The organism is Streptomyces flavofungini, from assembly GCF_014650815.1.
GTDB classification, from domain to species: Bacteria; Actinomycetota; Actinomycetes; order Streptomycetales; family Streptomycetaceae; genus Streptomyces; species Streptomyces flavofungini.
Genome location: NZ_BMVR01000024.1, coordinates 65,852 through 85,128 on the forward strand (window position 1 = coordinate 65,852; position 19,277 = coordinate 85,128).

Consider the following 19,277-nt stretch of genomic DNA (forward strand, 5'->3'; position numbering starts at 1 on the left):
TCACGCGCGCCTAGGGGTACGTGGGTGACGTGCCCTCGATCAGCACCCGCTGCCCCTTGCCCAGGGCGATCACCCCGCCCTCCGACACCGTGTACAGCTCCTCGTCCCGCTCCGGGTTCACGCCGATGGTGGCGCCGGGCGGGACGTCGACGTTCTTGTCGAGGACGGCGCCGCGCACCACCGCGCCCCGGCCGACGCGGACGTTGTCGTGCAGCACCGAGCCCTGCACCACGGCGCCCTCGCCGATGCTCACACCGGGCGACAGGACGGAGCGGGTGACCTGGCCGCGGATGACGCAGCCGGGGCTGACGACGGACTCGCTCGCGATGCCGCCCGCGCAGAACTTGGCGGGCGGGAGCTGGCCGGAGTGGGTGTAGATGGGCCAGCGGCGGTTGTCGAGGTTGAAGGCGGGGCGGTCGGAGATCAGGTCCATGTGGGCTTCGTAGTACGCGTCCAGGGTGCCGACGTCGCGCCAGTAGCCGTGGTCGCGGGGGGTCTCGCCGGGGACGTGGTTGTCGCCGAAGTCGTAGACCTGCGCCACGCCGCGCTCGGTGAGGGACGGCAGGATCGAGCCGCCCATGTCGTGCACGGAGTCCGGGTTCTCGGCGTCCCGTTGCAACGCGTCGACCAGGGCCTTGGTCGTGAAGATGTAGTTGCCCATGGAGGCGAGCACCTGGTGCGGCGAGCCCGGCAGCCCTGGCGGGCTGGTCGGCTTCTCCAGGAAGCCCTCCACGCGGGTGCCGTCCCCGGCGGGGGTGATGATCCCGAACTGCGAGGCGTCCGCGCGCAGCACCCGGATCCCGGCGACCGTGACGCCCGCGCCGGACTCGATGTGCCGGTTCAGCATGTGGCGCGGGTCCATGCGGTAGACGTGGTCGGCGCCGAACACCGCGATGTAGTCGGGCTGTTCGTCGTGGACCAGGTTCAGGGACTGCAGGATGGCGTCGGCGCTGCCCAGGTACCAGCGGGGGCCCAGGCGCTGCTGGGCCGGGACGGGGGTGACGTAGTTGCCGAGCAGGCTCGACATCCGCCAGGTGGTGGAGACGTGCCGGTCCAGGGAGTGCGACTTGTACTGGGTCAGGACGCAGATGCGCAGGATGTCGCCGTTGACGAGGTTGGAGAGCACGAAGTCGACGAGGCGGTACGTCCCGCCGAAGGTCACCGCCGGTTTCGCCCGGTCGGCCGTGAGCGGCATCAACCGCTTGCCCTCACCGCCCGCGAGCACGATCCCCAGCACCGAAGGTCCACCGCGCATGGCCGCCCCCTGCCGCTATTCCGACTTGAGTAACCCCGTGACTCCCTCGTACACATCGAGCGTGCGCCGCGCCACCGTGCCCCAGCCGAACTCGCGCTCCGCGCGGTGGCGTCCGGCCGCGCCCATCGCTCCGGCCCGGCGCGGGTCGGCGGCGAGGTGGTTCAGAAGCACGGCCAGGTCGTGCTCGAAACGTTCCGGCTCGCGCGCGTCGTAGGGCGCGAGGAGTCCCGTCGTACCGTCCGAGACGACCTCCGGGATGCCGCCGACGCGCGAGGCCACGACGGCGGTGCCGCACGCCATCGCCTCCAGGTTCACGATGCCGAGCGGCTCGTACACCGACGGGCACACGAACACCGCCGCGTGGGTGAGGAGTTGGACGATCTCGGGCCGCGGCAGCATGCGCGGGATCCAGGTGACGCCGTCGCGGGTGCGGCCGAGCTCCTCGAAGAGGACCCGGAACTCCCGGTCGATCTCCGGGGTGTCGGGGGCGCCCGCGCACAGCACGACCTGGACGCCGGCGTCCAGGTGCCGGGCAGCCCGCAGCAGGTGGGGCACGCCCTTCTGACGGGTGATGCGGCCGACGAACAGCACATAGGGGCGGGCGGAGTCGATGCCGTGCCGGTGCAGGGCGCTGGTGCCCGGGTCGGGCCGGTACACGTCGGTGTCGATGCCGTTGTGGACGACGTGGACCTTCGCCGGATCGACGGCCGGGTAGCAGCCGAGGATGTCCTCGCGCATGCCCCGGGAGACCGCGATGACGGCGTCGGCGCCCTCGATGGCGGTGCGCTCGGCCCAGCTGGAGAGGGCGTAGCCGCCGCCGAGCTGCTCGGCCTTCCAGGGGCGCTGGGGCTCCAGGGAGTGCGTGGTCACGACGTGCGGGATGCCGTGCAGGAGCTTGCCGACGTGCCCGGCGAGGTTGGCGTACCAGGTGTGGGAGTGGACGAGGTCGCGGCCCGCGAGCGCGGCCGCCATCGACAAGTCCACGGAGAGGGTGCGCAGCGCGTCGTTGGCGGTGTCGAGGTCCCCCCAGGCGCGGTGGCGTACGACGCCGTCGCCCGAGCCCTCGCCCCAGCAGTGCACGTCCAGGTCGGTGAGGTTCCGTAACTCCCGCGCCAGGAACTCGACATGGACACCCGCGCCGCCGTAGACGTCCGGCGGGTACTCCCGGGTGAGCAGTCCCACTTTCACGAGCGGAGCCCCCCTCGTCGGCCGGCTCCCTCATCGTCACCCAGACGCCGCGTCGTGGGAAGACCGCTGCGGGGGCCGGTCGAAGCAGCAGTCGCCGCACAGGCCGCCGTTCGGACAACGGTAGTAGAGGCAGCAGCTCCGGCGCCGGAAAGCGGTCCCGTCGAGGGTTCCGGTTGCCGACAGGGAGGGGTGGGCGAAGAGTTCGGCGGCGAGGGTCAGGGCCCGCTCCCCCACCTCCGGTCGGCCCGCGCGGGCGGCCCAGGCGTGCAGTTCGCGGGCCGCTCCGGCGAGGGCCGAACCGGCGTTGCCGCGCAGCAGGGCCGGGGAGATCCGGAAGCGGGCGCGCAGGGCGCGGGCGAGCGGTGCGAGGTGCCCGTCGTGGACGACCTCGACGATGCGGGCGGCGCCGGCCGGAAACGTGCGGCCCCCGGTGAGCCACAGGTCGTCCGGCGAGCTGCCGTCGGCGTCCCACAGCAGCCGCGCCGGGTCCAGGTCGGGCACGCGCCCGTACAGCGCGGCCGGGCCGAGCGCGAGGGACCACAGCCGGGCGGCGAGGCCGAGCTGCGCCACGGAGGCGGCGACGCGGTCCTCGGGGGCGGCGAGGCGGGCGGCGACCTTGGTGACCCGGAAGGTCAGCGGGTCGCCCTCCGTGACCGTCCCGTCACCCTCGTAGCAACGGGCCAGCGCCACATGGCGCCCGCCGGGGCGCTCCGCCATCCTGAGAGAGAAGAAACCCCCGACGGAACCGACGACGGCCCAGTCGATCCCGCGCTCCCGATACTCCTGAGTAGTCACCCGAGCAGTACAGCAGGCCACCGATTCCCCCCGGTAACCAGACCTGGGGAGGACATGGAGGGGGTCGTACTCCATCGGTAGTAGGACACATTGACTGCTCAGGGACGACGACTTGGCGCGCTGCGCGCGACATTGTGGTGAACATGGAAGCCGACCGCTCGCCGCACCGGGCACACCGGATGCACAGGGACCCCGCCGACCGTGACGCCCGGTCGTGCCGCGCGCCGCGGAGCACGTCATGAGCGCCCTCGCGCTGTCCATCGTGCTCTCCCTGATCTCCGCCGTGGCCTATGCGGGCGGCGCGATCATCCAGGAGCAGGTGGCGGCGAAGTCCGCGGCGCAGCAGTACGCTCCGCTGCGCAACGGCGCCTGGTGGATCGCCGTCGTCCTCAACGGCCTCGGCGGCCTGCTGCACGTGGTGGCGCTCGCCTACGGTCCGCTGAGCCTGGTGCAGCCGCTCGGCGCCCTGACGATCGTGTTCGCGCTGCCGATGGCGGCGCTGTTCGTGCGCCGCAAGGCCGGGTCCACGGCGTGGCGCGGCGCCATCATGGCGACCGTGGGCCTCGTGGGCCTGCTCTCGCTGACGCAGGCCACCGCCTCGCAGTCGCTCGCCGACACCGAGCGGATCGGCCTTGCGCTCGGCACCGCCGGCGCGGTCGTGACGCTGATGCTCCTCGCGCACGCCGTCCACCGGCACCCGGCGGTGCGCGGCATGCTGCTCGCCACGGCGGCGGGCATCGCGTTCGGCATCTCCTCGGTGTTCACCAAGACGGTCGCGGTGGACTGGGACGCGCACGAGCCGCTGACGCGACAGGTGCCGAGCCTCGCGGTCATCGCGGTCCTCGCGGTGAGCGGACTGCTGCTCTCGCAGGCCTCCTACCGGGGTGCGGGCCTCGCGGCGCCGCTGTCGGCGGTGACCGTCGTGAACCCGGTGATCGCGGCCGGGGTCGGCCTCACCCTGTTCGGAGAATCCTTCCGCTACGGCACGGCGGGCACGGCTGTCGCCCTGGCCTGCGGTGTGGTCGCGGCGGGCGGCCTGATCCTGCTGACGACGGAACGTATCGGCGCCCCGCACCAGAGCGAGACCCCCGCCGCGGCGAGCGAGCGCCCCCTGGGCACCGGCACGGGCACGCAACTCCTCGACCGCCCCCTGGACAGCACGAACGGCGCGGACAGCGCGGACAGCACCGACAACACCTCGTCGCCGTCGCCCGCCGCCGCCCGCACGGCCGACGACACCCAGGTCACCGAGCAGCGCAGACCCGGCCACGACGAACGCCCCCTGACCGAGCCGGGCCGCCGCCCGCTGACCGGCGAACAGCCCGCTCCGGAACAGCACCTGGTGCCCGAGCCCCTGACCGCGATGCCGCTCCAACCCGCGTCGATGACGACGACGTTCCCGCGGACGTCGCTGCCGCGGCCCGCGCGGGAGCAGCACAGCGTGTCCTGAGGCTGCGCGGCGGGGCCCCAGGACTCCGCGTGGTCCGGGGCCGGGGCCTCAGCCGCTGTCGTTCGTCAGATCCGCACCCCGCGCGCCCGCAGATACGCCAGCGGATCCACGTCCGCGCCGAAGCCGGGACCGGTCCTGATCTCGAAGTGCAGGTGCGGCCCCGTGACGTTGCCGGTCGCGCCGGAGCGGCCGATGCGCTGGCCGGGGCCGACCTTCTGCCCGGCCTTCACCGTGAGCGCCGACAGATGGGCGTACTGCGAGTACTTGCCGTCGGTGTGCCGGATGACGACCTGGTAGCCGTAACTGCCGCCCCAGCCGGACGAGACGACCGTGCCCGAGGCGACGGCCTTCACGGACGTGCCGGTGGGCACGGGGAAGTCGACGCCCGTGTGGTAGCCCTTCGACCAGGAGCTGCCCGAGGCGTGGTACGGCGTGCCGATGGAACCGGCGACGGGTGCGATCGCGCCGGACGAGGACGTGGCGGCCTCGGGCTTCTGCCGTCCCGCGGGCGCGGTGTCGCGCTTCCGCTCGGGCGCGGGCTTGTGCTCCTTGACCGGCGGGCGCGCCCGCTCGGGCCTGCGCTCCTGCTTCCGCTCGGGCTTCGTCTCCTGCTTCCGCTCGGGCTTCTTCTCCGGCTTCTTCTCCTCGTGCTGCACGGGCCGCTTCTCCGGGCGCTGCTGGCGCTCGGGCGGGGTGCGGCGCTCCGGCGGGCGCGCGGGTTCCTTGCCCCGCTCCGCGCCGCGCAGCGAGAGCCGCTGGCCGGGCGTGATGAGGTCCGGGTCGGCGCCGATGGCACGGCGGTTGGTCTCGTACAGCTGCGGCCAGCCGCCCCGGACCCGGCGCTCCTCGGCGATGCCGGAGAGGGTGTCGCCGCGGACGACCGTGTACATCCGGGCGGTGCCCGCGGTGGACTGCGGCGTCACCTCGGGCTTGACGTCGCGGACCGTGCGCTCGGGGGTCCTGGGGGCGCCGTCGGTCTTCGCCGCGCCGGTCGCCTTCTGCTGCTGCGGGGCCGAGGCGGGCCGGAGGCCGGGGCTGTCGCCGCCGCGGGTGAGGCCCGCGCGCTGGGAGCACACCGGCCAGGCGCCGGGGCCCTGCCCGTCGAGGACCTTCTCGGCGACGGCGATCTGCTGGCTCTTGTCGGCCAGGTCGGCGCGCGAGGCGTAGGCCGTGCCCCCGTAGGCCTCCCAGGTGGACTGGGTGAACTGGAGGCCGCCGTAGAAGCCGTTGCCGGTGTTGATGCTCCAGTTGTTGGTGGACTCGCAGGCCGCGACCTTGTTCCAGGTGTCCACGTCCGCGGCGTGGCCCGTGCCCGCGGACATCAGCGGCAGGGCGATGCCGGCCCCGCCCGCCGTGACCGTGAGCGAGGCACGGTTGATCCGGCTCGGCTGGTACCGGCGATGCCGGCCTCGTAAGGCCATGGAAGCCCCCTCAGACACACGTCGGACTACGGGACACACGTCAGCCACAGGACAGGCCGCAAGTTAGCCGGTCGGCCGTGGGCGTGACAAGAGTATGGCGCCGAGGGGGCGTTGAAGCGGGTGGTTCCGAGTCACTTTCCCCATTGCCCCGGAAGCCACCTGAGTTGCACGTCCTCCTGATGGATTCCGCCGCCCTCGTGGTCGTTGAAGGAGTACACCTCGATCGAACGCTCAACTCCCGCATAGGAGTTGAAAGCGGCGAAAACAGTGGATGGCGGGCAGGTCTCGTCCTCCAGGGCGGCGGAGAAAAGCGCCGGCGCACGACCACGGGCCGCGAAGTGCACGCCGTCGAAGTACGAAAGGGTCCGGAACACCCGCTCGTCCCGGCCGATCCGGGTCCGCAGATACTGGGCGATCTCCTGGTACGGCAGCCGCCCCGACAGCGTCACGGCGCGGGGGAAATCGCACAGGAACGGCACGTCCGGGGCGATCGCCGCGAGGTCGCCGACCAGCGCGCCGACGGCGATCGAGATGCCGCCGCCCTGGCTGCCGCCGATCGCGGCGACGCGTCCGGCGTCCACCAGCGGATGGGAGCGGGCGGCCTCGACGGCGCGCACGGCGTCGGTGAACACGCGCCGGTAGTAGTAGTCGTGCGGGTCGTCGATGCCGCGGGTCAGGTAGCCGGGGTGCGCGGGGCCGCTGCCCACCGGGTCCGGGGTCTCCCCCACCGAGCCGTCGCCGGCCTGTCCCCGGGTGTCCATCACGAAGTGCGCGTACCCGGCCGCCGACCACAGCAGCCGCTGGTGCGGCAGCCCCCGCCCGCCCCCGTACCCGATGTACTCGACGACCGTGGGCAGCGGCCCGTCCGCTCCCGCCGGGACCAGGAGCCAGCCCTTGACCGGCTGGCCCCCGAAGCCCGCGTACGTCACGTCGAACACGTCGACCGTCGCGAGCGGCGTCGCGACGCGCTCGAACCGGGCGTTCAGCTCGTGTGCGCGCGCGGCCGAAAGGGTCTTCTCCCAGAACGCGTCGAAGTCGTCCGGCTCGGGCAATTCCGGGCGGTATCGGCGGAGTTCCTGCAAAGGCAGGTCGAAATGAGGCACGGGCGGCTCCTCCTTCGGACACGGTGTCGGGAAGTCACGCTACGCCGCCGGGTGATACTGGCGCCCGGATGCGATACCACGGATTACCCAGGAACTCAGGAGCCAGAGCATGAGTGCTGCAGCGCAGATCGGTGTCACGGGACTCGCGGTGATGGGGCGCAACCTCGCCCGCAATTTCGCCCGCAACGGCTACACGGTCGCGGTGCACAACCGCACGGCCGCCAGGACCCGTGCCCTTGTGGAGGAGTTCGGCCACGAGGGCGAGTTCGTCGGCACCGAGTCCGCCGAGGATTTCGTCGCGGCCCTGGAGCGCCCGCGCCGCCTTGTCGTCATGGTCAAGGCCGGCGAGCCGACGGACGCGGTCATCAGGGAGTTCGCGCCGCTCCTGGAGCCGGGCGACATGATCGTGGACGGCGGCAACGCGCACTTCGCGGACACCCGGCGGCGCGAGCGTGAACTGCGCGAGCAGGGCATCCACTTCGTCGGCACGGGTGTGTCCGGCGGCGAGGAGGGCGCCCTGAACGGCCCGAGCATCATGCCGGGCGGTTCCAAGGAGTCCTATGAAGCACTCGGCCCGATGCTGGAGAAGATCTCCGCGAAGGCCGCGGACGGCAGCCCCTGCACGGCGCACATCGGCCCGGACGGCGCGGGTCACTTCGTGAAGATGGTGCACAACGGCATCGAGTACGCGGACATGCAGCTGATCGCCGAGGCGTACCAGCTGCTGCGCGACGTCGCCGGATACTCCCCTGCCGAGATCGCGGACATCTTCCGCACCTGGAACACCGGCCGCCTCGACTCGTATCTGATCGACATCACGGCCGAGGTCCTCGCCCATGTCGACGCCGCGACCGGCGAGCCGTTCGTGGACGTCGTCCAGGACCAGGCGGAGCAGAAGGGCACCGGCCGCTGGACCGTGCAGATCGCCCTCGACCTGGGCGTGCCGGTGTCGGGCATCGCGGAGGCCGTGTTCGCCCGTTCGCTCTCCGGCCACCAGGACCTGCGGGACGCCTCGCGGGGTCTCGCGGGCCCGAAGGCGGAGCCCCTCGGGAAGGCCGAGGCGGCCGCGTTCGCCGACCAGGTCGAGCAGGCGCTGTACGCGTCCAAGATCGTGTCGTACACGCAGGGCTTCCACGAGATCGCGGCGGGCAGCGACGCGTACGACTGGGACATCGACCTGGGCCGGGTCGCCTCGATCTGGCGCGGCGGCTGCATCATCCGGGCCGCGTTCCTCGACCGCATCCGCGCCGCCTACGACGCGCGCGCCGAACTGCCGAGCCTGCTCGCCGACGAGAGCTTCGCCCGGGAGATCGGCGAGGCCCAGGACGACTGGCGGGCCGTCCTCGTCGCCGCCACGCGGCAGGGCGTGCCCGCGCCGGGCTTCGCAGCGGCCCTCGCCTACTACGACGCGCTGCGCGCCGACCGGCTGCCCGCCGCGCTCACGCAGGGCCAGCGGGACTACTTCGGCGCGCACACCTACCGGCGCACGGACCGGGAGGGGTCGTTCCACACGCTGTGGGGCGGGGACCGCTCCGAGGTGTCCGCGTAGCGCTCGGTCACACGGGTGACGGCTCGGGCTCCGGCGGTACGGGGTCCGGGCCGGGGCCCGGGGGCCTGGGCACCGGGGACGGCGACGGCTCCGGCAGCGGCACGGGGTCAGGGACGGGGCGCGGGGGCTCGCCCGGGTCGGGTGCGGGGCCCGGTCCCGGCGTCGGCTCCGGGTAGGGGCCGGGGGTGGGTCCGGGCGGTACGGGGTCGGGGAACGGGTGGGTCATGGTTCCTCCAGCGGATCGGAGGCGGGTCGCGCCCGGGGCCGGAGTCGGCCTGGCGGGCCGGGCTGCGGGCGCTTCCACTCTCTCCCGCCTCGCGTGCCCACGCCCGGTGAGTCCACGCGTCCCCGCCCCCGGTGATCCGGGCCACGCGGATCCCCGCGGACCCGGCTCACCCGATCGCCGTACGACGGCCTCGGGTCAGTCCCGCACGCGGCTGAGCCGTACGACGGGGATGTCCCGCTCGGTCTTGCGCCGGTAGTCGGCGTACAGGGCGAAGACGTCGACGAGGTGCGGCCAGACGCGTTCCTTGTCCTCGGCCGAGAGGGTCTCCGCACGGGCGTCGAACCGCTCGGTGCCCACGCGCAGACGGACGTCGGGCTCGGCCCGCAGGTTCAGGTACCACAGCGGGTGCTCGTCGGCGCCGCCGTTGGACGCCACGATCAGATAGTCGTCGCCGTCGCGGCCGTAGATGAGGACGGTGCGCCGCCACTGCCCGGTGCGACGACCCCGGTAGTCGAGGAGCAGACAGGGAGCGCCCTGCACGACGGCGCCCTTCGTTCCGCCCGACTCCTCGTACAGGCGGGCCTGTTGGGCCACCCAGCCCGTCGGACTGATCACGGCTTCTTCAGGTGAGGTCATGGTCGAACCCTAGGCGGGGGTTCCTGGCGGACGCCTCCTGCTCGGGGGTGATCCGCCGATCACGGCGCCGGGTCGGCGGGCGGTGCCGTCGCCGGTGCCTCCATGGGGTGCCCGGACAGGCGGGCGGCGGCGCTCAGGCCCGTGCGGGGGCTGCTGAGCACGGGCGTTCCCGCGGGCGCGCGGTCGGCCGCGTCGGCCATGGACGCCTGCGCGAGGACGACCGCGCCGACCGTCCCCGCGACGCGCTCGACGACACCGGCGACGAGCCGCAGATGCCCCTCCCGGTCCCCCGCCGCGAACCGCTCCCAGGCGCCGTCCACCAGGACGGTACGGATGTCGACGGGCCGACCCGCGCGAGCGGCCTCCTCCCGGACGAGGGCGGCCGTCGGCTCCAGGGTCGAGGCGACCGTGGCGACGACGGCGACGACCGGGCCCGCGCGCACCGCGGCGGCCGCCATCGGGCGGTCGACGCGCAGCACGGGCACGCCCGCGGCGACTGCGTGGGACTCGGCGACGCCGCCGATGGTCGAGCAGGTGCACAGCACGGCGTCGGCGCCCTCGGCGGCCTCGACGAGCGCGGCCCGGACGTCGTCGGCGACCGCGTCCGGCCCCTCGGCGCGGGCCCGCGCGAGCAGGTCCTCGTGGACGAGGTGGCGCAGCGCGAGGCCCGGGTGGTCGGCGTCGCGCAGCGCGTCGAAGACCGGGATGTGCGCGGTCGAGGTGTGCAGGAGCGCCAGGGTCACCACGCCGACGGGTCCTCCTTGGCCTTGGCCAGGGCCGCCTCGACGAGTGCGACGGGCGGGACCGGCGCCTCGCCGGGATGGCGCTCGGCCCACTTGGCGACGTACGGGCACAGCGGTACGACGGCGCGGCCCTCGCGGGCGGCGATCGCGTACAGCTCCCGGGCGAGGGCGCCCGCGATGCCCCGGCCCGCGTGGGCGGACGGCACTTCCGTGTGCACGGGCACGAGGGCCGGCTCGGGCTCGGGCAGCGTGAAGTAGGCGATCTCGCCGACGACTTGGCCGTCCTCGCGGGCCCGCAGGGCTCCGTCGGCCCGGTCGTCGTGGATGCGGATGGCTCCGCCGGTGTCACTCATCGCCGCTCCTCACCATGTCCGCCCCACGGGGGCCTGTCCGCCCCACGGGGGCCTGTCCGCCCCACGGGGGCCTGTCCGCCCCACGGGGGCCGTGTCCGCCCCACGGGGGCCGTGTCCGCCCCACGGGGGCCGTGTCCGTCCCACGGGAACCGTGTCCGCCCGCCCTGCGGACGGGAACCGTGTTTCGACCCACGGTGCCCGCGTCCGTCCTACGGCGCGACCCAGCCCCGTGCCTCTGCGATGTCGACGACGCAGGCGCGGACCTGCTTGATCTGGTCGCCCGTGAGCGAGCCCACCGAGTCGAGCAGGGCCTCGGTGAGTTCCTGGCTGAAGTCGTCGGCCGGGGAGACGCTCCGCTCGCCGTCGACAGCGGCAGCCGCCACCGCGGGCCTGGCCGCGAGGCCGCCCCGGGGCACCTGGTGCGAGCTGGATTGGTGGACCAGGCGGATGTTCGACGCCTTGGGCCCCTTCTCCCCCATCTCCAGGAAGAACTCGACCTGACTTCCCTCCTGGTACAGGTACTTCTCGTCCACCAGGTCGTTCGCGTGCATGAACACGTCCTCGTCGCCCACCTCGGGAGCGATGAACCCGTATCCGCGGACCTCGTCGAACCGCAGGACCTTCCCCGCTGTCAGCACAGCCATGCCAGCACACCTCACCACACGCCACACGGTGGGCATCACCCTGTGTGAGCCCCCACAACCGAATGAATCTGTATCCCGAACCTACCTTGTCGGCCTACGCAGGCGACGGCCGCCCGTGCCCCAGGTGCTCCCGCAGCACCGCTTCCGCGCTGGCGACGGTCCCCTCGATCGAGCCGGGGTCGGGCGTCCAGCAGTCACTGACGATGTGCACCGCCTCGCCGGGCAGGGGCCGGCGGACGCGGCGCTCGACCTCGTCGGGGTCGTGCCCGGGCCGCCATACGTGCCAGGCCCCGTCGTGCGGCGGCCGGTTCCAGTCCTGCCAGTGCCCGGCCAGGGGGGCTTCGAGGTGGGGCAGGCCGTGCATGCGCTCCAGGAGGCGGTGGGCCCGCTCGATCATGGCGGGGCCCGGGTCGGCGGGAACGTCCGGGTCGAGGGGAGCGGGGCCGGGGTCGGTGGGAGCGCCGCCGGGTTCGCGCAGCGCGTCCCACGTCTTCGTGGCGGGACCGCTCGGGTAGGCGGCGAGCAGCAACCCGGGGCCGTCGGCACGGGGAGCGGCGGGCGGCGGGCAGGTGCCGCCGTACCAGAGCTGCCGCAGGGGCAGGTCCGTCGTGGCGCGTCCCCGGGTCATGCCGAGGCCGTGCCACCACGCCGTCCGGTACCGCAGGAAGAGCTTCTGCGCGGGCACGGCCTCGACCGCCGCCAGGTCGGCGCGCAGCCGGGGTGTGAACGGCAGCCCGTCCCCGTCGAGCCGGAGCAGCGGGCCTTGGGGCAGGGCGAGGACGACGGTGCGCGCGTGGACGTGGAGGTGCTCGCCGGTGGGGCGGCCCGCGGGGTCCTCCAGGGCGAACGTCAGCCGGTAGCGGGGGCTTCGGGGTGCGGCGGCGTCGGTCGCGGCGCGGTCGACGCGCAGGAGCCGGTGCCCGAGGCGCAGCGTGCCGCCCGCCGCCGTGAAGCGGTCGCGCAGGGCGAGGGGCAGGCTCTGCATGCCACGGCGCAGCGTCAGATACGCGGCGTGGGGCGGGGTGCGGAACAGGATGCCGAGTTGTTCGGCGGCGTTCTCGCGGCTGCAGGCCACGTCGTAGCCGCCGGTGTCGTGGAGGAGCGCGACGGCCTCCGCGCCGAGCACGGCCCGCAGGGCGTCGGCGTACGTGGTCCAGCGCAGGGGCCGCCCCCCGACGGTCGCGCGGGCGCGGCGGGTCCGGAACGCGGTGGCGCACCGGGCGGCGCGCTCCGTGTCGCCTTTCTCCAGGGCCTCGTGGTGGGTCCGGCGCAGTGCGGTGAAGCCTGGGACGAGCGCGTCGGCCGCGTGCGGGACCAGGTCGTCGGGGCTCAGGCCGCGTTGGCCGCCCGTCAGGTGGTACGGGATCCGCGCGGGGTCGGCCAGGTGACGCTGACGGAGCGTCACGCCGCGTACGTGGGTGGGGTTCTCGGGGCGGCCGAAGTCGAAGGGCACGAGGTCGTCGGCGAGGCCCGCCTCGTGGACGAGGTCGAGGACCTGCCGCAGTCCGCTGTGCAGGCGCATCGCGCCGAGGTCGGCGTGCAGGCCGTCGCCCATGGGGACCGACCACAGGCGTCCGCCCACCCGGTGGGCGCGCTCGAAGAGCGCCACTTGGCCGGGGTGGAATTCACCGGCGCGTTCCCGGTGCCGGGCCAGTCGGGCGGCGAGGAGACAGCCGCCGATTCCGGCTCCGACTATCGCCGTGTCGAGTGGCGGAACGGCCGGTAATGGCTGGCGAGTTCGCGCCGTCGACGGCGTGGTCGTGTTTGCCACTGCATGGTTTACCGCACTCTCGTGTTGATCTACAGTCGCGCTCACGTACCCGTCTTAGCACATTCCAGTTCCGGCCTCCCTTTCGGCCGGGACCGCACACCTGAGCACGCCTGATAACGCTGGAGAAACCGCATGATCTTCCGCAAAGATGTCGTCGCCGAAACCGCTGGCGCCTACGACTCGTTGGCCGCCTACTTCCAGGACGTACGGTCGTTCTTCGAGGTTCTCAGCGTGCGTTTCAGTCTGCCCGAGTACGGTGTGCGGCTGCGCCCCATAGCCGGGAACGAACTGTTCTCGAATGCCAACAGCTATCTGCTGTCCGACGACAGTTCGTACCCCTACTACCTGTGGCTGCCGAGCTGGCTCGGCCGGTTCTACATCGACGCCGACCGGATCCCGGACGGCCGCGGGGCCGACGACGTGCGCACCGCCGACGCCCGCCACATCGCGTTCGTGTGGCCCTGGCTCGGCTTCAACGACGCCTACGTCAAGGACGCCGGGGAGCCGGAGTGTTGGTTCGGCGTCGCGGAACCCCGGCCGCAGGACCCGCGGGAGACCGTACGCACCACCGCGCAGAGCCTGTTCAACCACTTCCGCCTTGAACACACCCTCGACGGCGAGGACCAGGGCTGGCTGACCGGGCACTTCACGCCCGACCCGGAGATCGGCTGCAACCTGACGGGCCGCTGGCACCTGCGCCGGGTGCCGCTGTCGGCGCTCACCAGCTACTACGAGGTGGAGCGGAACGTCATCCAGCCGCTCGGCGAGAAGTTCAGCGCGCTCGCGTCCGCCCCGGCCGTGTGCGCGCCGGACGGGCAGCAGCCGCAGGGGCACCCCGAGCCGGTGCCGGTCGCTGTGCGGTCGTGAACTTCCACGGAGTGAGACGCCAGCGCGATAGGGGTTATTGAGGGGTACTGCGGGGCTATCCGAACAGCGCGGGGTCGCAGAACAATCTCACAGGTCAGAGGTGCCAAGACGAGAGGTGACCCATGCGAGGAATCGACAACACCATCTCCGCCATCACGTTGAACTCCGTCCACCTCGAAGGCGGTCCGAGCACGCTTTCGGGGAATGTCGTCCTCGCCGAGTTGAACGAAGTGATCTGCTCCGCCGAGAAGATCAAGATTCGGCACGGGAACGGCTATGAGCACTACGAGTTCATTGACGCTCCGGTCCGGCTGGAGGCGGCTTCGCTCGACGATGTGTCGGGGCCGCCGAAGCTGCGCTGGGTCGGCCGTACGAAAATCGCCGAGTAGCGGTCCGCGGGAATCCGGGGAAAGTCCAGGGACAACTCGCCGCCAGGGTCACGCACTTCGAGAACCCCCACGAGGAAGGGCTCCCCACCGCATGCGCGGTGGGGAGCCCTTCCTCGTGGGGTCCGGTCAGTGGCCGCGGCCCTGCGGCGGATAGGAAGCGTACGGGCTGCCGCTCTGCGCGGGCACCGGCTGCTGGTGTCCGGCGCCCGGCTGCGTGCCCCGGCTCGGCGGCTCCTGCCGGATGCGGCGCGGCCACCAGGCGGCCCGGCCGAGCAGGGCGGTGAGCGCGGGCGTGAAGAACATCGCCATCACGAAGGCACCGATGACGATGCCGAAGGCGACCGCGAACCCGATCTGGGCGAGCGAGACATCGCTGGCGAGCATCATCGACGCGAACGAACCCGCGAGGATCACACCGGCCGCGGCCACCGTCGGGCCCGCGTGCTGGATGCTCTTGGCGGTGGCCTCACGCGGGCCGAGCCCTTCCTTGGCCTCTTCCCGCAGGCGCGCCACCATCAGGATGTTGTAGTCGGTGCCGATGGCTACGACGAACAAATACATGATGACGGGCAGGAAGAAGGTCAGGCCCGACTGGTTCTGGACCTGCTGGAAGAGGAGCACGCTCGCGCCGAGCGTGGCGCCGAAGCCGAGCGCGACCGACACCATCAGATAGATCGGCGCGACGATGCTGCGCAGCAGCAGGCCGAGGATGAGCATGATGAGTGCGGCCGCCGTCGGGAAGACCACGGAGAAGTCCCGGTTGACGGCCTTGTTGATGTCGACGAACACCGACGTGACGCCGCCGACCTTCGTCTCGGTGCCCGGCGGGGCCTCCTCGTGGGCCGCGGTGCGCAGCGGTCCTCGTACGACATCCATCGCCTCGCGGCCGTTGGGGTCCATCGTCAGGACGGCGTTGAACTCGGCAGTCGTGCCGTCCTTGCTGAGCTGGGTGCGCGAGGCGCTGCCCACGCCCTTGACCTGCTTGAGGTCGGTGACGAAGGCCTTCATGTCGGCGTCGCTGAGCTTCTGGCCGTTGGTGGAGCGCATCAGGACGGTGCTCGGGTTGGTGCTGCCCGCCGGCAGGTCCTTGCTCATGGCGTGCAGCGCGACCTGGGACTCCTTCTTGGAGTTCTCGTCCTCCTGGCTCGCGAACGTCGGCTTGTAGCCGAACGAGCCGAGGGCGAGCACGATCATGAGCAGCCCGGAGCCGATGACGAACAGGCCGGGGCGGCGGGCCACCGACTTGCCCACGGCCTCGAAGCGGGCCGCGCGCGGCTCCCGCTGCCACGACTTGGACGGCCAGAACACCTTGGTGCCCATCAGCGAGATGATCGCCGGGATCAGGGTGAGACTGGCGAGCAGGGTCACGCCGATGGCGATGGCCAGGGCCGGGCCCATGGAGACGAGGAAGCTGAGCGAGGAGAGCAGCAGCGCCAGGAAGCAGACGATGACGGCTCCGGCGGCCGAGGCGATGGCCTCGCCGACCCGGGCGACGGCGGAGATCATCGCGGTCTTCGGGTCCTCACCCAGCCGCAGCCGCTCCCGGTAGCGGAACATCAGGAACAGGATGTAGTCGGTGCCGACGCCGAAGAGCACCACGATCAGCAGGGACGACACCGAACTGTCGGCCTTGAGGTGGAACTCCTTGGCGGAGATCGCGATCAGGCCGTTGGCGATCTGGGAGACGAGCGTGATGCCGACGATGGTGAGGACGGTGATCGTGGGACTGCGGAAGATGATCGTCATCAGGACGACGATGAGGACGATGGTGCCGATGAAGATCAGCCCGTCGGCCTTCTTGGAGGCTTCCTCGTTGTCGAGCTGAGTGGCGGCGTCACCCGTGACGCCCACCTTCAGTCCCGAGTCGGCGACCAGCGGCTTGAGGTCGTCCCGCATGTCCTCGACCGCGTGCTGCTGGCTCTTGTCGCCCGCCTTCACGTCGGCCATCGACACCATCACCGTCTGCACCTTCTTGTGCGGTGACGGCGGCGCGGTGACGACCTGCTCGACCTTCTCGTACTTCTTGGCCTGAAGGGCCTTGCCGATCTTGGTGACCTCGGCCGAGTCGGCCTTGTCCAGGGCCTTGCCGTCCTCGCGCGTGAACACCACGATCGCCGAGGGGCTGAAGCCCTTGGGGAACGCCTTCTCCTGGATCTTCTGCGCCTGGATCGACTCGTAGTGCTTGGGAAGGAACTCGGCCTGATCGGTGGTGGTGGTCAGCGACGGGGCGTAGCCGATCACGGCCGCCCCGGCGATGAGCCAGCCGATGATCACCAGCCAGCGGTGGCCGACGACGAAACGTCCTAGTGCTTTGAACACGGTTCCTTCCTCCACTCCGGATCACACCGGAGTACTTGGTCTTCCAGGGGCGGGTGGTGCGGCTTGTGGGGGGGCTAGTCGCGGTCGGCCGACGTGCCGCAGAAGGGGGCGACGAGGCCGGGCAGCGCCGCCTCCGCGAAGCGCAGGCCTTCGGCGACGCCGATGTCGCGTATGCGGACGGCGCCCTTCCCGGCAGCGGTGGTGGCGGTCAGCGTGAAGATTCCGGCGCGGCGCTGCGTGTACGTCTGTCTGCCGGTCCAGCCGACGACGCGGTCGCGCCGCAGCGCCACGGTCCGCCGGACGAACGTGCCCTGGCGTACGACGAGGTAGTCGCCGCACAGCGCGTGGCCGAGGCCGCGGTAGGCGTCGCGCGCAAGCGCCGCCCCGCAGACGGCGGTGAGGGGCGCGGCCACGAGGGCGGCCCACCAGGGCAGTACTCCGGCGGCCGTGCCGGCCCCGGCCAGGGCGATGGCCCCGGCCGGGGCCCACAGGCAACCGCGCACCAGACGGCGGCGCAGCGCGGGCCGGGGGTGACCGTGCAGCACCGCCTCAGTGATCGGCGACGACGCCTCGTTGAGGACGGCGGCCGTGATCTGGTGCGCGGCGTTCAGGGGGGCGGCTGGAATGAGCTGCCCGGGGTGGGAGAACTGGGCGCTGCTGCCACCGAGGCCGGTGGCCAGGAGGTTCAGGCGACCGGCGGCGAGCAGTCGCAGGGGCAGGGGGCGGCTCAGTTCCACGCCGCAGATCCGGCGCTCGGCCACGGACACCGACCGGGACGTGAGCAGGCCGCGGCTGATGTGCAGGGAGCCTTCCGGCTCGCGTTCGAGGCGGTGTCCGTACCAGGCCTCGGCGAACGCGACGAGGGAGCCCGCGACGCCGATGGCGCCGAGGACCAGCGTCACGACGGCGACGGCCACGGCGAGCGGCACGGCGGACAGCCAGTCCCAGACGCCCCGCGCGGTGCCGCTGCTGGTGAGGTCGAGCCCGAGGGTGTCCAACAGCTTGGAGATGCCGGTGACCACGGCCAGGACCCCGGCGAAGGTGGTGACGGTCAGCGGCGCGTACCGGGCCCACGACCAGCGCATCCGGGCGAGCGGCACCGGCAGCGCGGGGGCCTCGCCGCCGGTGTCGCTGCCCTCGCCGCGGCTCAGGAGCAGCGCCCGGAACTGGACGGCCTGCGCGCGCGAGATCCCGTCGAGCACGAGCTCCTCGTCCTCGCTGCGGGCGGTGTGCTGCCCGGTGCCGACCTTCACGGCCTCGAGCCCGAACAGCCGGTGCACGGGGTTCGCGGTCAGATCGGCGCTGCGGACGCGGTCGCGGGGGATCGACTTGTCGGTACGGAAGAAGAGGCCGGAGTGCAGCTCGACCTGGCTGTCGGTGATGCGGAAGCGGGTGGTGCGGTAGCGCACCCACTCGTGTCCCGCCTGCACGCCCGCCACCACGACGTAGGAGCCGAGCACGATCAGACCGTGGGAGTTGAGCAGGTCCCGGGCCACGAGGATGGTGCCGAGCAGGGGCACGGCCGGGCCCACGAGCCAGCTGACGCTGACCACGATCATGCGGGGGTGCAGGCGCTGCCACGGCTGGTCCGTGGTCGGCCGCTGCGGATTCGGTACGTCCAGTACCGGTGTACGCACGGTCACGTGCCGTCCTCACGCAGGGCGCGGACGCGCTCGGTGAGGTCCTGGACCATCGCGGCGGCGAGCCGCTGGTCGAGGCCGACGATGGTGACCGGGCCCGCCGCCGACGCGGTCGTCACGGTCACCGCGGACAGCCCGAAGAGCTGCATCAGCGGGCCGCGCTTGGTGTCCAGGGTCTGGATGCGGGTGAACGGCACGACCCGCCATTCCCGGGTGAGCCAGCCCGACGTGGCGCACACCGCGTCGCCGCCCGCCTCCCAGCGGTGCACGCGGTAGCGGTACCAGGGGGTGAGCAGCGCGTAGCCCACGCCGAGGGGGCACAGCACCGCGAACACGGGCCACAGCCAGGACGGGGCGTCGGGGATCAGCGCCACGGCCGCGAGGGCGGCCAGCACCGGCACCACGACCAGGAGGTTCTGCGTCAGCCACCAGTGGACGGCACGCCGGTCCAGGCGGCGGGCGGGCCGCGGCGCACCGAGCGAGAACGGAGCATCGACGTCCGTTTGTGACGCCTCCACCCCGTCCCACGATGACTGCCGCGTCTGCTGTGGCACTGCTCCTCCGCCCCCTTGACTGTCGCTGTCCCACCAGCCAAACAAGCCGGGCGGGGAACGAGGCAGAGCGGTTCGTGTGGAGTGGAAGCGACCAAGGTTGCAACTTCGGGAGCGCGCTACCCACTTTCGTACGCTCCGCTGTTTCGTATGGACCAGGTCCGCTTCGGGGGCGCGGGGGCGACAGTAGGGTGACCGCGTGACAGGGCCGATTCGATGGTTGGGCCGCAGCGCCTTTCAGGACACCATCCTCGTCGCCACTCTCATCGCACTCAACGTCTTCGTTGCCTTCTGGAGCGCCTTTCCCCGGGAAGAACATCCGCGGTTTGGTCCGTGGGCGGGGTTGGGGTTGCAGGTGGTTGTGGTGGTGGTGTTGG

General features: G+C 72.3%; 17 protein-coding genes. 4 read left to right on the forward strand and 13 right to left on the reverse strand.

All coding sequences use genetic code 11. The features are described from left to right. Positions 1 to 10: 10 nt before the first annotated feature. The 3 genes from glgC to IE274_RS37525 are packed head-to-tail and all read right to left on the reverse strand — an operon-like array spanning position 11 to position 3,208. A complete protein-coding gene (glgC, locus tag IE274_RS37515) occupies positions 11 to 1,255 on the reverse strand; it encodes a glucose-1-phosphate adenylyltransferase (RefSeq protein WP_190120420.1) in 1,245 nt (414 codons plus the stop codon). A 15-nt stretch (positions 1,256 to 1,270) separates the two neighbouring features. Beyond that, positions 1,271 to 2,443: a glycogen synthase gene (gene glgA / locus IE274_RS37520; protein ID WP_190120421.1), complete on the reverse strand. Its 1,173-nt coding sequence runs from the start codon at positions 2,441 to 2,443 to the stop codon at positions 1,271 to 1,273. Positions 2,444 to 2,479: 36 nt separating this feature from the next. Then, the gene (locus IE274_RS37525) at positions 2,480 to 3,208 is read right to left on the reverse strand and encodes a (2Fe-2S)-binding protein (protein ID WP_372447282.1); all 729 of its coding nucleotides are present in this window, start codon (positions 3,206 to 3,208) and stop codon (positions 2,480 to 2,482) included. Between the two features lie 268 nt (positions 3,209 to 3,476). Between IE274_RS37525 and IE274_RS37530 the strand changes: the two genes are divergently transcribed. Next, entirely contained in the window at positions 3,477 to 4,688 is a 1,212-nt protein-coding gene (locus IE274_RS37530) for a DMT family transporter (protein WP_190120422.1), read from the forward strand. A 65-nt stretch (positions 4,689 to 4,753) separates the two neighbouring features. On the opposite strand, the gene IE274_RS37535 is transcribed toward IE274_RS37530, so the two are convergent. Together IE274_RS37535 and IE274_RS37540 are read right to left on the reverse strand one after the other, a co-directional pair. After that, complete coding sequence (locus IE274_RS37535) at positions 4,754 to 6,109, reverse strand: transglycosylase family protein (protein ID WP_190120423.1); 1,356 nt, start codon at positions 6,107 to 6,109, stop codon at positions 4,754 to 4,756. A gap of 131 nt (positions 6,110 to 6,240) precedes the next feature. Further along, positions 6,241 to 7,212: an acetylxylan esterase gene (locus IE274_RS37540; RefSeq protein WP_190120424.1), complete on the reverse strand. Its 972-nt coding sequence runs from the start codon at positions 7,210 to 7,212 to the stop codon at positions 6,241 to 6,243. Positions 7,213 to 7,321: 109 nt separating this feature from the next. Here IE274_RS37540 and gnd point away from each other — a divergent pair, with 109 nt between their 5' ends. Beyond that, positions 7,322 to 8,761, forward strand: a complete 1,440-nt coding sequence (gene gnd / locus IE274_RS37545; protein WP_190120425.1) for an NADP-dependent phosphogluconate dehydrogenase — start codon at positions 7,322 to 7,324, stop codon at positions 8,759 to 8,761. Positions 8,762 to 9,182: 421 nt separating this feature from the next. Here gnd and IE274_RS37550 read toward each other — a convergent pair whose 3' ends face one another. The 5 genes from IE274_RS37550 to IE274_RS37570 all read right to left on the reverse strand — a co-directional run bounded on the left by IE274_RS37550 (position 9,183) and on the right by IE274_RS37570 (position 13,179). Continuing rightward, on the reverse strand, positions 9,183 to 9,623 hold the full coding sequence (locus IE274_RS37550; RefSeq protein ID WP_190120426.1) for a nitroreductase family deazaflavin-dependent oxidoreductase: 441 nt from the start codon (positions 9,621 to 9,623) through the stop codon (positions 9,183 to 9,185). 59 nt (positions 9,624 to 9,682) lie between these two features. Continuing rightward, entirely contained in the window at positions 9,683 to 10,366 is a 684-nt protein-coding gene (locus IE274_RS37555) for an aspartate/glutamate racemase family protein (protein WP_190120442.1), read from the reverse strand. Then, positions 10,363 to 10,719 (reverse strand): GNAT family N-acetyltransferase, encoded by a 357-nt coding sequence (locus IE274_RS37560; protein ID WP_190120427.1) that lies wholly within the window; start codon positions 10,717 to 10,719, stop codon positions 10,363 to 10,365. The genes IE274_RS37555 and IE274_RS37560 overlap by 4 nt, the downstream gene beginning before the upstream one ends. A gap of 209 nt (positions 10,720 to 10,928) precedes the next feature. Next, a complete protein-coding gene (locus tag IE274_RS37565) occupies positions 10,929 to 11,363 on the reverse strand; it encodes a cold-shock protein (protein WP_190120428.1) in 435 nt (144 codons plus the stop codon). A 94-nt stretch (positions 11,364 to 11,457) separates the two neighbouring features. Then, positions 11,458 to 13,179 (reverse strand): flavin monoamine oxidase family protein, encoded by a 1,722-nt coding sequence (locus IE274_RS37570; RefSeq protein WP_307822201.1) that lies wholly within the window; start codon positions 13,177 to 13,179, stop codon positions 11,458 to 11,460. 87 nt (positions 13,180 to 13,266) lie between these two features. On the opposite strand from IE274_RS37570, the gene IE274_RS37575 reads away from it, so the two are divergent. Beyond that, positions 13,267 to 14,001, forward strand: a complete 735-nt coding sequence (locus IE274_RS37575; protein ID WP_190120430.1) for a hypothetical protein — start codon at positions 13,267 to 13,269, stop codon at positions 13,999 to 14,001. Positions 14,002 to 14,123: 122 nt separating this feature from the next. Then, positions 14,124 to 14,390: a DUF5988 family protein gene (locus IE274_RS37580; RefSeq protein ID WP_190120431.1), complete on the forward strand. Its 267-nt coding sequence runs from the start codon at positions 14,124 to 14,126 to the stop codon at positions 14,388 to 14,390. Positions 14,391 to 14,516: 126 nt separating this feature from the next. On the opposite strand, the gene IE274_RS37585 is transcribed toward IE274_RS37580, so the two are convergent. From IE274_RS37585 to IE274_RS37595, 3 genes are all read right to left on the reverse strand, one after another. Next, positions 14,517 to 16,709 (reverse strand): MMPL family transporter, encoded by a 2,193-nt coding sequence (locus tag IE274_RS37585; RefSeq protein WP_229910080.1) that lies wholly within the window; start codon positions 16,707 to 16,709, stop codon positions 14,517 to 14,519. Positions 16,710 to 16,783: 74 nt separating this feature from the next. Continuing rightward, the gene (locus tag IE274_RS37590) at positions 16,784 to 18,352 is read right to left on the reverse strand and encodes a PH domain-containing protein (RefSeq protein WP_190120432.1); all 1,569 of its coding nucleotides are present in this window, start codon (positions 18,350 to 18,352) and stop codon (positions 16,784 to 16,786) included. Then, entirely contained in the window at positions 18,349 to 18,867 is a 519-nt protein-coding gene (locus IE274_RS37595) for a PH domain-containing protein (RefSeq protein WP_229910081.1), read from the reverse strand. Before IE274_RS37595 ends, IE274_RS37590 begins: the two co-directional genes overlap by 4 nt. Positions 18,868 to 19,277: the final 410 nt, after the last annotated feature.